Here is a 15,404-nt window from a genome sequence, read left to right as displayed (position 1 = left end):
CTGGATATTGAAAGTATTAAGTGTATACGTACACAGATTATGCACTGGCGTTTGGCGGGCGAGAGCATTGCATTTGTGCCTACCATGGGTAATTTGCATGCCGGGCATTTACAACTGGTTAAGGCTGCAAAAGCAGAGGCAGAGAGAGTGGTGGTTAGTATATTTGTCAATCCTACGCAGTTCGATGAGCAGGATGACTTTGCTAATTACCCGCGTACAGAAGATACCGATCTGGAAAAATTACAGTCCGAAGGTGTTGATATTGTCTATATGCCGAAGCGGGAAGAAATGTATCCCACACAAATGCTCACAAAAGTAAGCGTTAGTCAGGTTACAGAAAAACACTGCGGTGCTGCGCGGCCCGGACATTTTGATGGTGTTGCAACTGTCGTGTGTAAGTTATTCAATATAGTTCAACCCGATAGCGCTTTTTTTGGCGAGAAAGATTTTCAGCAGTTGATGGTGATCCGCACCATGGTGGCTGACTTGAATTTCCCGATAGACATCATTGCGGTACCAACATTGCGCGAAACAGATGGTCTAGCCATGAGCTCACGTAATACCCATTTGAACGGGATGCAACGACAACAGGCAAGGCAATTATATCAAGCACTCTGTCTAGCAAAACAGGCGGTTTTAGAGCAGCAGGCAAGCTTTGCAGAAATAGAACAAGCCTATCTTCGAAGATTAACTGAGCAGGGTTTTAAGCCTGATTATTTCTCCATTTGCAGGAGGAGTGATTTACAGGCAGCGACAGAATTGGATGAGCAATTAATTATTCTCGCAGCTGCGCGGCTAGGAAAAACTCGTTTGATTGATAATATACAACTAGACCTGAATCTCTAATTCCTTCAGTCATGTAGACTTACTGAAGGCATGGTATTAAATTATTGCAGGATTTATAAACTATTACGCTTTATCTCGGCAATTAGCCGAAGATTAATAAAGCATGTCTTCTAGCTATTACATTAAAAATCAAATGCTTAGAAAATGTATTTAGAAAGACAGTAATAGCATATGCTTGTAAATATTGCGATAATTTGGGATAATTGCCAGTTCTGAAATTTCTCTAGACCATAAACTGATATGCAAATTACAATGCTTAAAGCAAAATTACATCGAGCAACAGTAACTCATGCTGAATTAGGATATGAAGGGTCCTGTGCTATTGATGGGCATATACTGGATTACTCAGGGATAAGAGAATATGAACAAATCCAGATATATAATGTCAATAATGGTGAGCGGTTTACGACCTATGCCATAAGAGCAGAAGATGGCTCGGGTATTTTCTCCATAAATGGAGCAGCGGCACGTCTGGCTTGTCCAGGCGATTTTATAATTGTCTGCTCATACGCAGAGCTTAACGAAGCTGAATTAAAAAATTACCAGCCCACCCTGGTCTATTTCGATGGCAAAAACGAAATGGTCAGAACCAGTCATTCTATTCCAGTTCAGGCGGCCTGAAGGCAGGGCGGAATAGCGCTAGCTTTTTCCGCCATTGAAACAATTCCCGATACATTTCACTCTTCCCCTATAAGCAGGCATGCAATAGCTTTAGAGGCTATGAAAGTATTCATCACTAAATCCCCATTTTTTTAAAACAGGGCCTGTTTTGCAAGCTTTTAAAGTATATATTTCTAAAAATGACGTTTTTTCTTAGAAAAAAGTCCTTTTTCCCACTATTTTTAAGCATATTGGCTGTTTTTTAATTTATTTTTTTGTCGTTGGACGCAATAATCCCTTAGAAAATCGACGCCGAGCAGGTTTATTACGCGGACAAAGTTATAACCTAAGACCATTAAACCAAATTCACCACCGCATTTTTCTAATCCACGCATCAAAAAGTGATTTATGCCTGCTCGGTGTTTTAATGTACCAAAAGGGTGTTCAGCTAATGCCGCTCGCTGACGCATTTTATTGGGATCTTTTGCCATACGTTGCTTGTGGTGGTCAACGACTTCTTCATGCTCCCAACGCTCTATTTGTTTTGATTTTGCTTTTTCACTCAGACATTTTTTTTGCAAAGGACATTCCGCACAAACAGCGGCATCGCTTTTGTAACGAATATAGTTTTTGCCACCTTTTTGCAAAGGCTTGCCTCGTCGAGTCAGTTTTTCATCTTGAGGGCAAACATAGCAATCTTGCTCAGTATCATATTCAAATTGTTCACGGGTTAATCGTCCTTTTTCAGCCATGCGCCTAGACTTATCAGGGACAGGGACATAAACCGTGATATTTTGATCTTCACAGGCTTTTATTTGGCTTCCATTGAAATAACCTGAGTCCCCCAGGCCATCAAGATTTTCTGATTGCAAAATGCTCTGAGCCTTTTCCAGCATCGGCGCAAGCTGCTGCATGTCATTACCGTCTTGCACCACGTCCTCGGCAACAATCAAACGGTGTTTGTTATCAACAGCGATTTGAACGTTATAGCCCGCCACCGTTTCTCCGCGTTTGGTCAAAAGCCGCGCATCTTCATCAACTGTAGAAATTTGCTTTTCACCACGGTCTTTTAACTGTTGCTGCAACGCTTCTTTTTCTGCCTTTTTCTATTTGATTATCGCCAGCTTTTCAACCAAGTTGTTATCTTCATTTAACGAGTCTTGATCTAATTTATTATCGGCAGTATCCTGTTTATCTAGTTCATCTTGATATTGGGTGATTTTCTTTTCCAATGCCTCAAGCTGTTTTTTAAGCTTATCCTCGGTGTAAATACCTTGCTTACTGACGTCGCCTTTAAAAAAACTCCCATCCACCGCGACTGTCTCTCCACCAAATAAGGACAGTTCTTTACATAGCAACAAAAAGTCACGATTAGCCGCTTTCAATGCCGTACTATTGCATTTGCGAAAATCGGCAATCGTTTTGTATGTGGGTAACAATCCTTCAACTAGCCACATCACCTCCAAATTACGTCGAGTCTCACTTTCCAATTTGCGACTGCTGCGAATCCCCTGCAAATAACCATATAAATAGAGTTTTAATAAAGCAGCAGGATTAAAAGGCGGTTGTCCTGAAGTGATAATAGTTTCGGTGTGCTGAAATCCTAGTTCCTTAACATCTAATGTATTGACATAAGCGTCAATCGCACGCACAGTATTATTTTGACTGACATAATCCTCAACACGCGAAGGCAGTAACATTTCTTGCTGACGATTGAGGCTGGGTTGGTAGCGACGAGTAGTCATTATTTCAGTTTTAGATCTATTTAATGATTCTAATATTATATCGCATTAAAGTAAGTGAATACTTTCACAGTCTCTTTAGCCATTGTTGTCACTGTCATTAAAAAAATCATCTATCCATCGGAGGCGCATAAGTTCTAAAATCAGATATTATGCACAGCTCTTGCGCAAGCCTATGACTTTTTAATTTAAGATGGTCATCAACTTGAAAACAGAAACAGGCATTGAAAAAAAGTAATTTAAATCGAGTTTAGCTCTTTTGGTTTAACTTTTTTCACGTCAGAAAATGAGCATATTTTGTCTCAAGGTTAAAAGGTTCATGATCTTATTACTTGGAAAGAAACAAAGTTTGGTGTAAGGTCTTGTAATCATGCATATATCGAATTAAGTTGACTGGTCACTTGATTGATAGGTAAATATAAGTTGTTGATTCTAAGCGCTAAAGGTTTTCTAGAAACCGACAAAAGTTTGATTGCAATACCTTGACCCTCTGCGCTGCTTCAACTTGTGCTTACGGCCTGCTGGCTACCGCTCATCGCGCTTAATATTTGGAGTTACCTCCGCCTGCACGATGTTAACTATCTGTTGTGAGCTGCCTTGCCAGAGCGGGACTTTCACCCGCTGGAATTATCGACTTTGCTCAGCCGCCCCCCTTGATACACTAGTTACTTTTAGTGGATTCAACAAACTATTGCTTAAATACTGCATGTTCTTCATAGGAAAACAAGCTTGAGTTACATGAGATGGTATAAAATATCGCCCATACCGGAAAGGAAATAATAAGCTATAGCTCTCCCATTCTCATGCCTAAGAAAACAGAGTCATGGGCTGTGGATATCCTCCACTGACAGTTCAGTATGCGACAGTTCGCCATAAAAACTATTAAAGGTCTATTATATGCTGCAGAGTTTTTTAAATTTTCTTTTCAACACTCAGGGATTTATGCCACATGGTTTCTGCTTTCAGTGGCAACCTGTTATCCTTTGGGTAACTGTTGTTTCCGATCTGCTTATCTTTCTTGCGTATTTATCCATCCCAATTGCCCTCGGTTATTTTGTCTATCAGCGCAAGGATCTAGAAAACAAGTGGTTGTTTATTCTTTTTTCGGCCTTTATTTTTTCCTGTGGCGCAACACATTTTTTCGCAGTTGTGAATGTATGGATTCCTTTATACGCACTCAGCTCTATTATCAAACTGGTAACCGCTCTTGTATCAATAGTAACGGCTATATTTTTATGGCCTTTAATTCCTGTCGTCTTAAAAATTCCCAGTCCGCACCAGCTACAAAGAGCAAATCAGGAATTACAGGATTTAAATACCAACCTAGACAAACAGATTCAGAAGCGTACACAGGAACTAGAGAAAAATCAGATGTATTTACAACATATGGTTTCCGTTACCCCTTCAGTGATTTATATCTTGAAACCTGCTGGTAATACCTCGTCCCCTTTCAAAGTTATCTTTATTTCAGACAAAATTACCGAATTGACTGGTTTTACACCAGATGACTGGTATCAAAATAACACTTTATGGATTGATCAAATACATCCAGATGATGTTGATAAGGTACTTAAAAATATGTCGACCCTAATAGCGCAAGGGCACTTGGTTCATGAATATCAATTTCGGATAAAAAATGGCGCGTATTGCTGGATCAGAGACGAATTGATCATTGTCTATGATAAAAATCATCAAGTTAAAGAAGCCTTTGGTTCATGGACAGATATTAGCGGTTATAAACAGACTGAAGCAGATCTAAGAATCGCAGCAACCACTTTTGAAAGCATGCAGGCCGTTCTGATTACAGATGCTCAGGGAAAAATACTTCGTGCTAATCAAGCTTTTACTAAAATGTCAGGGTATTCATTGGCAGATGTGTTAGGTAAAAATCCTCATATTTTACAATCAACACATCATGATGAATCTTTTTATAAAGATTTATGGGAGCAAATATCAAAAGAAGGATTTTATGAAGGTGAGTTTTGGAATCGTAAGCAATCGGGAGAAATTTATCCTGTGATGCAAAGTATTACTGCTGTTAAAAATAACATAGGGGAAACTACGCACCATGTTTCAGTGTCAAGCAATATTTCGGAACAAAAAGCTAAAGAGATGGAAATCAAGGAACTCGCTTACTATGATGCACTAACCCAGTTACCTAACCGCCGTTTATTAACCGACAGAATAGAACAAGAGTTAAAAGTAGCCCATAGAAATAGCCTGTTTGGAGCAGTGATATTTTTAGACCTTGATGATTTTAAAGTTCTTAATGACTCTATCGGGCACCATATAGGAGATGAATTGCTTTGCCTGGTTGCTGATCGCATAAAATTACATTTACGTGCTGAAGATATGCCAGCAAGATTAGGTGGTGATGAATTTGTTATCTTACTGCACGCCTCTCATAAGCAGGCAGGGCAAGCATCAGATGAAGCAATGATTGTGGCTCACAAAATATTACGGGAACTCAATGTGCCTTATATTCTAAATAATACTTCAATGAATTTTTCATCCAGCATGGGTATCAGTATTTACCCGGATGGTGAATTATCCGCACTGGATGTTATGCGGCAAGCAGATACTGCAATGTATCGTTCCAAACATGAAGGCAAGAATTTAATCAGTTTTTTCGATGTGGCAATGCAACAAAAAGCTGATCACAGAATCCAGATAGAAAGCCAGTTACGAATAGCAATGGCTGAAAACCAGCTGGAACTAGTTTTCCAGCCACAATTTGCAAATAATGGCACTTATATCAGCGCCGAAGCGTTACTGCGCTGGAATCATCCACAACAAGGTATGATTTTACCCGAAGCATTTATTCCCATTGCCGAACAGAGTAACCTGATTACGCTGATAGATACATGGGTGCTTGAAAAAATATGTCAGCATTTGAAAGAATGGCAGGAAGCAGGCTTATGCTTCGGTCATATCGCAATCAACATCAGCTCCAAAAAAATCAAACAGCAAAGCTTCGTGGACGAAGTAAAAAAAATACTGCAGGGAGTCGGTGTATCTCCCCAATCTTTAATGCTGGAAGTAACTGAGAATATTTTTATCGATAAAATAGAAATTATCATTGATAAATTTAAATACCTGAATGACTTGGGAATCCATTTTTCCCTGGATGATTTCGGAACTGGCTATTCCTCGTTGGCCTACCTGAAAGACATTCCTTTTCAACAGCTTAAAATTGATCGGCAATTTATCCGCGATATTTTGCTTGATACTAATGATGAGGCTATTGTTGAAACAATAATCGCGATGGCGAATAAGTTAGATATGCAGGTTATCGCTGAGGGGGTCGAAACAGTAGAACAGTTCAGTAAACTAAAACTTAAAGGGTGTGAATTTTATCAGGGCTATTATTTTAGTAGTCCTCTGGTTAACGCCGAATTTGTTAACCTTATCAGTTAACGAACATTTAAACTGAGCCAGAAATAGCCATTTGGGAAAAACAGGATCAAGCATTAGGTGGTGAGTCAAATCTGTTATTAAGCATGAATATCTCGGTCAAATTCCACCTTATTGATTAATAATCTAATCACAATACCATGCAATTTTTTGACTTTGAAAAACAGATAGATCTACGCGTCAAACGCATAGCTCAGCTTCTAAGGTTGAGATTCTTGCGCTCAATTTTTTGTGTATTTCTTTTGCCAATTTCATGCTCTTTTGTTTCTAAATGTCGTTCATAAGCGCCCCAATCATCAGTATAGTACCGACTGATATTGAAAGGAGTCAGTAAAGATTTTAGCTCTTTAAAAACAGTATCTTTACGTTTGCCAAAGACATAAGCGATCACAGCATTGCTTGCATGATCAAAGGCATGCCATGGCCAACGTTGGTTTGATTTTTTTCCTACAAATGACCACTGTTCATTTATTTCAGCTTCGTCACAGACCAACTCCAGCCTAACATCCAGAGGGTTGTCTTTATTTTTTAGGATGCTGATGACTGTATTTTTGTTAATGCCGAGAACCCGTGCTGTATCTCTAACTCCACTACTATTGATCGCCATTTCAGTGACCATTTTTTTGATGCCTGGCTTACAAGCTTTATAGCGATAATCTAGCATAAAGATTTTAGTCGTACACTTATTATTTTGACAGCGATATCGCTGTTCATTACGTGTGTTTTTACCCGATTTCATTATGGTGTTACAATTATAATTCGTGCAGACAATTCAGATAATTTTTTGATAACATGTCATTTAGAAAATTATGCAATAAATTACTTCATTAGCCTAATATTGGCACGAATTACAGATTTAACCCACCACCGCAAATTGATATCCGGGCTGAAGAAGTGGCTCGCCGTACACCATTTCGACAAACTAAAATAATAGGCGGTATTCTGGAACTCGAGTGTAATGCCCTGTTTGAAGCTGCTGGTATAGGTTCAGCACGGTTGAGATGAGAATTCCAACATTTTGGCTTAAGGGAAATTACGGTCAAGTCTTGCAATTGAGCATTATAAGGGAAGCAAACTTGATGATTTTTCTTGATTTTTTAACTACAAAATCAACTTGATAACCCCGTTATTTTTACGTTATGTGTAATTAATTAAATGAAAAATAAAAGCATGTTCAGCATTTTTATCGGTTTTTTCTTATTTTCCTCATTAGCCTTTTCAGATGATTATATTCAAGCTAATTTAGATAACCCCTTTCAATTCACAATTGGTCAAACTGTTCAGATAGAATCAGAAAATTTAGAAATAAAATTTCAAAAAATTATTGAAGATTCTCGATGTCCTGATAACGTCACTTGTTTTTGGAGAGGAGTACTCATTATTGAGCTTTTCATAACAAAAGATAATCAAGATTTAGGTGCCTTCCCCATTTCTGATTATGACTTACCGGCATTAGCAGAGAAGGACGTTTTCTCTGAAATAAATGTACTGAATTATAAAATTAAATTACTTAACGAAAAAGATGGCGTTGTTGAGATGAAGATAAATAAACACGTAACAAATCAACCCACTGAACCAGGCAGCAGTCATAATGGGCAGGGATAGATATGGAGTTTTTTTAGTGAAAATCAGATAGTAGACCCTGTTTATGCACTGTTTGAGAACGAGTAAACTATATACCATATTGTTTTTAAAGGTAATTTAGTGGGAATGGCTCAGGCTCTGATCCCGAATATTTGAAATTTTTTTTTGAAATAAATAAGCAGGTGAAAGCCTAATAATATGGAGATGATAGCTGCATAAAAAAGCGGTTCGCTTAAGTCTGATTTGACCAGCCATAAATAATGAATGACCGCGCTGATCGCTGCTAAATAAACGAGTTTATGTAATTGAATCCAGCGCTTTGCCAGGCGCTTTTGCATGGCTTTAGTTGAGGTAAGTGCAAGTGGTGTAAGCAGTATAAAAGTGAACAAACCCACTAAGATATAAGGGCTTTGAGGGACTTCATCGATAAAATTTTCCCATGAAAACGATAAGTCCAGAGCGATATAAACCAGAAAATGTAGACAGGCGTAAAAATAAGCAAATAAGCCCAGCATGCGTCGAAAGCGTATTGGCCAGCTTTGGTGTAGTAGTTTTTTTAAAGGCGTGAGCGCAAGACCTATGCAAAGAAAGCGCAATGCCCAGTCGCCTAATGTAAAGTGCAAAGTTTCAATCGGGTTAGCACCCAATTGATTTTGCAGTGTGTCGTTTACTAAAAGTAGAAAGGGCGCCAGGCTAAGAACAAAAACAGTCATTTTTATCCACGCCCAGCTCTTTTTTGAAAGTGGCATTAGAAGTATTTTTTCAGGTCCATACCAGTATAAAGCGAAGCAACTTGTTCACCATAGCCATTAAATAGTTCTGTTTTACGTTTAGGCGTGAAAATACTGGCACCTAATATGCGTTCTCTGCTTTGACTCCAGCGCGGGTGAGGGACGTTAGGGTTTACATTGGCATAAAATCCATATTCTCCGGCAGCCATTTTATTCCACGCAGTGGCTGGCATAGTTTCACTAAAACGAATTTTAACGATAGCTTTAATGCTTTTAAATCCGTATTTCCAGGGCACAACTAAGCGTAGTGGTGCGCCATTTTGCTTGGGTAATTCTTCGTCATACATGCCTGCAGCCATAAAAGCTAAGGGGTGCATCGCTTCATCTATGCGTAGGCCTTCTACATATGGCCAATCTAGGGATTGACTCTTTTGGCCGACCATCACTTCTGGGTTATATAGCGTGGTAAATTCGACAAATTTGGCTTTTGATGTGGGCTTAAATTGTTGCAGCATTGCAGCTAAGGGAAAGCCTATCCAAGGTACAACCATAGACCAGGCTTCTACACAGCGAAAGCGATATATGCGCTCTTCCAGAGGGTTGTTTTTAAGTATATCTTCTAAATTAAAATTTCCTGTATTTTCTGCTTCACCTTCTACCTTTATTGCCCAAGGACTCGTTTGTAGGGGCCTAGCTAAAATGGTAGAGTCTTTTTTGTGCGTGCTAAATTCGTAATAATTGGTATAATTTTTTGCATCTTCGCTGCTAGTTACGGGCAGGTTTGCAGAATAAGGCCCTGTTGGTACTTGAGCATATTTTTTAGTTTGGGCGTGCGCTGAGCCAGGGAGTAATGAAGCAAGAGAAATTCCGGCTGCCGCTTTGATGATTTTGCGGCGATTGAGAAAAATCGCTTTATCAGTGATTTCGCTGTTTAAAATAGATGACTGTTCCTTGATTAACACAATTGACTCCTTGATTACATTTTTCTGTATAAGCTCTAAATATATATTGAAAAACTGTATTTAGCAATGTCACGAGGTTTGGCTGTGACGAAATGATTAAAGGGGGTTGAGGCCCCTCAACTTTTTACCACGTCGAAAATCTGCTTTCTTATTGGCGTTGTTTCTGAAGGTCACAGGAACGCCTTGTTACCTTATCAAAATTGGAAATGAGATCAGTTCTACTGTTACAACATTTATACTATTTTTAAACACATGGCTAGATCTTTAAGATTAGTATTTTCAGGTGCACTGTTTTATGTCACTTCGCGTGGAGATCGTCGTGAGAATATATACCTAAACAGTGAGGGCAGGTACTATAGCTGAGTATATTGGGGCGTGAAAAATAGCATTAACTGAGTGATTCATGGATATTGTCAAATGACGAACCATCATCATTTGCTAATGGATGTTGTTGGCGGTAATTTATCAAGTGGGGTGCGTCAGATAAGTGGCTTATTTACTCAGGCTTTTAATCGTCGATAATGTGAACGTGAGCATTTATTTGGCTCTTCCCGATTTCGCGGGGTGACCACAACATATAGTGTTAAGCATATCCGAATAAACGTCGGCCTTCGACATCAAGCCAAATATGCTGAAATAAACGCCCTATATCATAAATGCCATAGCAACGTCTTTTGATCACCTTAATTTTGTTATTCAGTCCTTCTACAAAACCACTGGTTTCACGGCGAAGAAAATAATTAGTGATTTCATGCTGCCAGTTTTGTAAGGTCACTATAAATGAGTTGAAACAGTCCAACTTCAGATTTCTAACCTGCTCGACCCATGAATTTAGCTCAGCTTCTGCCTGACTTTTACTTAAAGGTCGGTTAAAAATACCCGTCAATGCTTCCCGATAAATATAAATTTGCTTAAGCTCTGGCGCATAATTAAAGAGTTGTATTAATTTAATTTGTTGCTCTTCATTCAAGTCCCAGAGTGATTTTCGGAATAACCACATCACGCCTTTCAGTTGGGCATAATCCTCACTAGAAAGCGTCTTTTTCAGTGTTTTCATCTCTTTTATTCTTGCGTTGTCTGCACAGGCTCGATAGCTTTTGGTCACATGGAATCGATCAACCACAACCTCAACGCCATGAAGTTCCTCATACACTGCATTACTGTAGCCGTCATACATATCAACGCAGGCACGTTGTATTGTTCTTTTAATTTCCACGGGAATGCTTTGTAGAAATATTTTTACTGTTTCCTTTTTGCGATTTGGCAATACGGCCAAAATGCATTTTTCTCCGCCTTCATTGATCCCTGAAATGATAACAACAAAATCTTTATGTCCTTTTTTTAACGCAATCTCATCAAGTCCAAGTAATGGCAGGCTTTTTATTGTCTCCCAATCCACTTCTTGACGAATATAACGATTAATAATGCCTTCAACAGCCGCTTCATTAATGCCACGTTTGATACTGATGTCGGTTATTGTGCTATTGATTAGGTCGCGCAATATCCACTGTTCATAGGCTTTAGTATGTGGGCTTTTTTGATCATACCAACTACAGCGCTGAGTGGTTGTCGGGCCTTGATCACAATAAGGGCATTGGTAACGCTTCGGTTTGATCTTAATCCAGACGGACTGTTCAAAGATCGGTAAATGGCGTAACGTAATTTCTTTGCCATAGCCATAAAACTTATCGATAGGCTGATGGCATTGCCGACAAGTTGTGCCTTTGCATGTACTTTGGACTTTAATAATAATTCCTTTTTTAGACTCAGTATCAAATGCCTCTATTTGCACATCGGGTAAATCCAAAGGAATTTGTAACAATATCGGGTTCATTTATTTAAAGTTTGCCGTCTAAAAAGATGGCTATCATACCCAGCCTGCACCTAAATAATCAAATAGCAATATACTACATATAGTGACTACCCCGCGAAGTCGGGAAGAGCCATTTATTTCAAGGGTGTTACAAAGCAATTTTAGTGCAAAAAGAAGCATGTTTTTTGGACTTAATATGCATTGCAGCTTATCAGCAGTTCCTTTTGCAATGAAAAAGCTTACCTGATCCCAAAGCAAAAACTAAACACCAGATGTTTCTTGGTAGTGAGGTGTCTGTTGGTAAGTATCGACAAGCAGCGGAAAAACCAGAAAATAACGCTAAATTACCCAAAGCGTATAAGAGGCAGTTGCTTTAATGCTTTTAGGTTATCAGGAAAGATATTCTCAGCGTAATGAGGCGATGGCAAAAACTTATTCAATTGAAGCATATACAATGGCGGAAAGAGGCAGATATTTTAAAGTTCACTATATGACAATGAGTCGGGCGGTGAAGAAATATGAATCCCAATAATGTTGTAATATTAGAACTGACACCGGCTAGCTTATTGGGCAAGTTTCTACTTAGGCATAACTTAGTGGAATTCCTTGTCAATCCGGAATTGCCGTAATATTTTTAGAAAGGAGCGAATAATGCACAAATTGACACCGTCGCAAGAAGCAATGCTTGAACTGTTTCAGCAGCACGTAAATGCGGAGCTTGAGGGCGACATAGAAACTACGATGGCCACAATGACAGACCACCCGCATTTAATTAATGTACCACTCATCACCGGAGGAGTGGGAAGGGAGAGTGTACGTGATTTTTACACAAATCATCTAGTGGGGAAATTCTTCCCGCCTGATGTTGAAATGATTGCTGTTTCGCGCACTATCGGAGAAGATCAAATCGTGGATGAATTGGTAATCAGGTTTACGCACACCACGGTTATCGAGTGGATGCTGCCTGGTGTTTTGCCCACAGGAAAGAAGGTAGAAGTAGCATTTGTAGTAATTGTAAAGTTTGAGAGCGGCAAGATCGCACATGAACATATTTATTGGGATCAGGCGAGTGTATTGGTGCAGCTTGGTCTGCTGGATCCGACAGGTCTGCCCGTGTGTGGTGCTGAGGGTGCTCAAAAGGTTCTCAACCCGAAGTTACCGTTACGTGATATCTAGTTTCGTAGTCACATGCAGCCCAACATGTTTACTGACAAGGTAGGTCAACCACCAGTTAGTAAAGCATAATTAGGATCAGAAGAATATTAATCTGCTATGTGTTTACCTTTTGGTATCGTAAATTAGATGATGTAATGGCAAGGCTAAGGCAAGTCACCCCTGTTGGAGTACCGCAACATATCCTACAAAGAGGGAATAACAGGCAGGTCTGTTTTGCCCGTGAAGAAGATATGAAGGCATATTTCAATGGACTCAAGAAGTTGTTTATGAAGCATCAGGTCGATGGCCATACCTGGGTGATGCTGACAAACTATGTGTATCTGCTGTGTATCCCTGGAAAGAGAAGGCTATCAGTCGTTTGGTGCAATCAATCGGTTGCCGGTTTGTTCGTTATTATAATAACCATACCTACCAGCGTAGCGGCACGTTGTGGGAAAGTCGTTTTAAGTCTTGTTTGGTGCAAAGTGAGCGATACCTGCTTGAACTGCATCGTTAAATGGAGTTAAATCCAGTCAGGGCTGATATGGTTGATGACTTCAGTGACTATAGTTGGTCGAGCAATGCTATCAATGCAGGGGACATGGATAGTGAATTACAAACACTACATCCAGAATATCTAGTTTTGGGAAATCAAAACATGAGCGGTTAAGCAACTGGAAGCGAGCGGGTTACATCATAAATAGAAGCATATAGAAGCATTGATCAATCAACAAGTCACGGTAAGAAAACCGGGAAGGCCAAGAAAACGGGATGGTGATGAAACATAAATGTTACGCTGACACCGAATATTTGCTTGCCCCCGATTACTTGACCCCGAATAATTGCGTTGCACAGCTTGGTCGTTATACTTAAAGATTAACATAGAGGAGTATTATTATGAGATCTATTGATTTAGATAAAGCACTAGCAAAAAAATATGCGCTATATGCAATGATGGCTTCCAATGCTTATATGAAAGAGGATAGAACATACTTTCCAATTGAGGATCTTGGTTGGGTTCGGGTTGATTTAGAGGGCAACACAACATCAGAAAACTCTTATACGCCTTCATGGGTAGGAAAAATATTTTCTAACCTTCAATATGATATTTGGGTAAATAATGATGAGAACAAAACGGTTATTTCATTCAAGGGTACAGACGAGAAAATTGATTGGGTAAATGGTAATTTTGCTGTAGGTATATCAATTCCATATAAAAGCGCAAAAAAGCATGTAAAGGAATATATAAAACATCACCCTGATCGCGAGGTTGTGCTAACAGGGCATTCCCTTGGTGGAGGTTTGGCCTTATCTGTTTCCTTGTGGGAAGGAATAGATGCGTATGTTTTTAATTCTTCTCCCCGTGTATTTGATGGAATAAAAAATCATTCATCTCCAGCAACTAGGAAAGTCATTTTTCAAGAAGGTGATGTTTTACAGAAAATTCGTAAGGTATATCCTAAGTTTTTAAAAACTATTCCAGCAAAGGATATCGTACAAACACACTTCAATTACAATGGTATAAGTAATCACAGGGCAGATTTATTGGCCGAAGGGATATTAAGGTGTGCAACGGATGACCCAAAACTTTCGGAACTTGCGCATAAAATACCTCAAAAGGTTGAATGTAACTTAGCATAACAATTTGTTTTCACTCGGAAAAACAAAGCTACGTGGCTATGGTTCCTCCGATTTATTTTTGCGGTGAAGCATAGCGTTATTCTTGTGACTAATCGCTACTAAAAATCAACATGCTCTCTGGAGGAGATTGACATTACTCTTGATTCTTAAACCAGTTAAGCGACGCCAGTGTGTTGCTTAACGGCTTGTATTCAGCACCTACCCAGCCCTTATATGGTGATGCTTGGATAATCGAAAATATCTGCTGGTAATCCATATTGCCCGTGCCTGGCTGATGCCTGCCTGGGCAATCGGCAAATTGAATATGGCCTATTTTATCGGCATATTGCGTAATAAAGTTTGCAGGGGCTTCCTGCATCATTAACATATGATAAATATCATATTGCATTAATAAGTCCGGGTGATTTATTTCCTGCATAATAGCAAACATCTGTTCACTGCTATGGATAATAAAATCAGGCATATCGACGGTATTAATCGCTTCAAACACTGTTTTGATACCCAGGGGCGAGAAAGCATTAATAGCGTAACGCAGGTTTTCTTTAAAAGTCTGCTGATATATAGCAAGCCTGGTCTTGTTCAGACAACGGCCGGGTAAAATGTTAATGGCATTGGGCTTGAGGATTTTTGCATAGGCAACTGCTTCAGTCACGGATTGCTTAAACTGCTGTTGTTTCTCAGGTACTGATGCCAGGCCTTCGCCGCCTTGTAATAAATCATCTGCAGCCACATTAAACAGCACCAGTTGTAATTGATGTTTAGCCAGTTCTTGATGAATAGTGTTCGCACTTAATTCATAAGGGAATTGAACTTCTACGGCGTTAAATCCCTGTTCTTTTGCTGCCTGAAAGCGACTTTGTAAAGGAACTTCTGTAAATAATACACTTAAATTTGCGGAAAAACGGAGCATGAGGAT

General features: G+C 39.3%; 13 protein-coding genes and 1 pseudogene. 7 read left to right on the top strand and 7 right to left on the bottom strand.

From position 1 onward, the window contains the following. Window positions 1–846 carry a pantoate--beta-alanine ligase gene (gene panC, locus AU255_RS17310; protein ID WP_408606499.1) on the top strand — a complete coding sequence of 282 codons (846 nt, stop codon included), beginning with the start codon at window positions 1–3 and terminating at the stop codon, window positions 844–846. Between the two features lie 240 nt (window positions 847–1,086). Further along, the gene (panD, locus tag AU255_RS17305) at window positions 1,087–1,467 is read left to right on the top strand and encodes an aspartate 1-decarboxylase (RefSeq protein WP_080524133.1); all 381 of its coding nucleotides are present in this window, start codon (window positions 1,087–1,089) and stop codon (window positions 1,465–1,467) included. Between the two features lie 221 nt (window positions 1,468–1,688). On the opposite strand, the gene AU255_RS20930 is transcribed toward panD, so the two are convergent. Next, the gene (locus AU255_RS20930) at window positions 1,689–2,531 is read right to left on the bottom strand and encodes a transposase (RefSeq protein ID WP_233144724.1); all 843 of its coding nucleotides are present in this window, start codon (window positions 2,529–2,531) and stop codon (window positions 1,689–1,691) included. Window positions 2,532–2,552: 21 nt separating this feature from the next. After that, window positions 2,553–3,191, bottom strand: coding sequence for a transposase (locus AU255_RS20925; RefSeq protein ID WP_233144723.1), 639 nt, complete (start codon window positions 3,189–3,191; stop codon window positions 2,553–2,555). A gap of 894 nt (window positions 3,192–4,085) precedes the next feature. Between AU255_RS20925 and AU255_RS17295 the strand changes: the two genes are divergently transcribed. Beyond that, window positions 4,086–6,605: a sensor domain-containing protein gene (locus AU255_RS17295; protein ID WP_080524132.1), complete on the top strand. Its 2,520-nt coding sequence runs from the start codon at window positions 4,086–4,088 to the stop codon at window positions 6,603–6,605. 193 nt (window positions 6,606–6,798) lie between these two features. Here AU255_RS17295 and AU255_RS17290 read toward each other — a convergent pair. After that, window positions 6,799–7,341: pseudogene (locus AU255_RS17290) on the bottom strand (IS1 family transposase); the annotation flags it as partial. A 416-nt stretch (window positions 7,342–7,757) separates the two neighbouring features. Here AU255_RS17290 and AU255_RS17285 point away from each other — a divergent pair. Next, window positions 7,758–8,207, top strand: coding sequence for a hypothetical protein (locus tag AU255_RS17285; RefSeq protein ID WP_080524131.1), 450 nt, complete (start codon window positions 7,758–7,760; stop codon window positions 8,205–8,207). Window positions 8,208–8,317: 110 nt separating this feature from the next. Here the strand turns inward: AU255_RS17285 and AU255_RS17280 are convergent, their stop codons facing one another. The 3 genes from AU255_RS17280 to AU255_RS17270 form a co-directional block, all read right to left on the bottom strand. Next, on the bottom strand, window positions 8,318–8,935 hold the full coding sequence (locus AU255_RS17280; protein ID WP_080524130.1) for a protein-methionine-sulfoxide reductase heme-binding subunit MsrQ: 618 nt from the start codon (window positions 8,933–8,935) through the stop codon (window positions 8,318–8,320). Beyond that, window positions 8,935–9,873 (bottom strand): protein-methionine-sulfoxide reductase catalytic subunit MsrP, encoded by a 939-nt coding sequence (gene msrP / locus AU255_RS17275; protein ID WP_198942685.1) that lies wholly within the window; start codon window positions 9,871–9,873, stop codon window positions 8,935–8,937. The genes AU255_RS17280 and msrP overlap by 1 nt, the downstream gene beginning before the upstream one ends. Before the next feature lie 589 nt (window positions 9,874–10,462). Further along, complete coding sequence (locus AU255_RS17270; RefSeq protein WP_080522378.1) at window positions 10,463–11,713, bottom strand: ISL3 family transposase; 1,251 nt, start codon at window positions 11,711–11,713, stop codon at window positions 10,463–10,465. Window positions 11,714–12,343: 630 nt separating this feature from the next. Between AU255_RS17270 and AU255_RS17265 the strand changes: the two genes are divergently transcribed. The 3 genes from AU255_RS17265 (at window position 12,344) to AU255_RS17255 (ending at window position 14,488) form a co-directional block, all read left to right on the top strand. Continuing rightward, complete coding sequence (locus AU255_RS17265; protein ID WP_080524128.1) at window positions 12,344–12,868, top strand: ester cyclase; 525 nt, start codon at window positions 12,344–12,346, stop codon at window positions 12,866–12,868. Between the two features lie 98 nt (window positions 12,869–12,966). After that, complete coding sequence (locus AU255_RS17260) at window positions 12,967–13,374, top strand: hypothetical protein (RefSeq protein ID WP_233144722.1); 408 nt, start codon at window positions 12,967–12,969, stop codon at window positions 13,372–13,374. A 370-nt stretch (window positions 13,375–13,744) separates the two neighbouring features. After that, window positions 13,745–14,488, top strand: a complete 744-nt coding sequence (locus AU255_RS17255; RefSeq protein ID WP_080524127.1) for a lipase family protein — start codon at window positions 13,745–13,747, stop codon at window positions 14,486–14,488. 133 nt (window positions 14,489–14,621) lie between these two features. On the opposite strand, the gene AU255_RS17250 is transcribed toward AU255_RS17255, so the two are convergent. Beyond that, complete coding sequence (locus AU255_RS17250) at window positions 14,622–15,398, bottom strand: hydroxypyruvate isomerase family protein (RefSeq protein ID WP_080524126.1); 777 nt, start codon at window positions 15,396–15,398, stop codon at window positions 14,622–14,624. Between the last annotated feature and the right edge of the window lie 6 nt (window positions 15,399–15,404).

It is taken from the genome of Methyloprofundus sedimenti (assembly GCF_002072955.1).
GTDB lineage: Bacteria > Pseudomonadota > Gammaproteobacteria > Methylococcales > Methylomonadaceae > Methyloprofundus > Methyloprofundus sedimenti.
Note: the sequence above shows the minus strand (reverse complement) of the source record. Positions and strands in the feature narration are given on the sequence as shown.

What these genes read in the sequence shown, in the direction of transcription:
- AU255_RS17285 (WP_080524131.1), top strand. Translation starts at nt 7,758, where the DNA reads ATGAAAAATAAAAGCATGTTCAGCATTTTTATCGGTTTTTTCTTATTT.
- panD (WP_080524133.1), top strand. Translation starts at nt 1,087, where the DNA reads ATGCAAATTACAATGCTTAAAGCAAAATTACATCGAGCAACAGTAACT.
- AU255_RS17295 (WP_080524132.1), top strand. Translation starts at nt 4,086, where the DNA reads ATGCTGCAGAGTTTTTTAAATTTTCTTTTCAACACTCAGGGATTTATG.
- AU255_RS20925 (WP_233144723.1), bottom strand. Translation starts at nt 3,191, where the DNA reads ATGACTACTCGTCGCTACCAACCCAGCCTCAATCGTCAGCAAGAAATG.
- AU255_RS17250 (WP_080524126.1), bottom strand. Translation starts at nt 15,398, where the DNA reads ATGCTCCGTTTTTCCGCAAATTTAAGTGTATTATTTACAGAAGTTCCT.
- AU255_RS17265 (WP_080524128.1), top strand. Translation starts at nt 12,344, where the DNA reads ATGCACAAATTGACACCGTCGCAAGAAGCAATGCTTGAACTGTTTCAG.
- AU255_RS17255 (WP_080524127.1), top strand. Translation starts at nt 13,745, where the DNA reads ATGAGATCTATTGATTTAGATAAAGCACTAGCAAAAAAATATGCGCTA.
- AU255_RS17280 (WP_080524130.1), bottom strand. Translation starts at nt 8,935, where the DNA reads ATGCCACTTTCAAAAAAGAGCTGGGCGTGGATAAAAATGACTGTTTTT.
- AU255_RS17270 (WP_080522378.1), bottom strand. Translation starts at nt 11,713, where the DNA reads ATGAACCCGATATTGTTACAAATTCCTTTGGATTTACCCGATGTGCAA.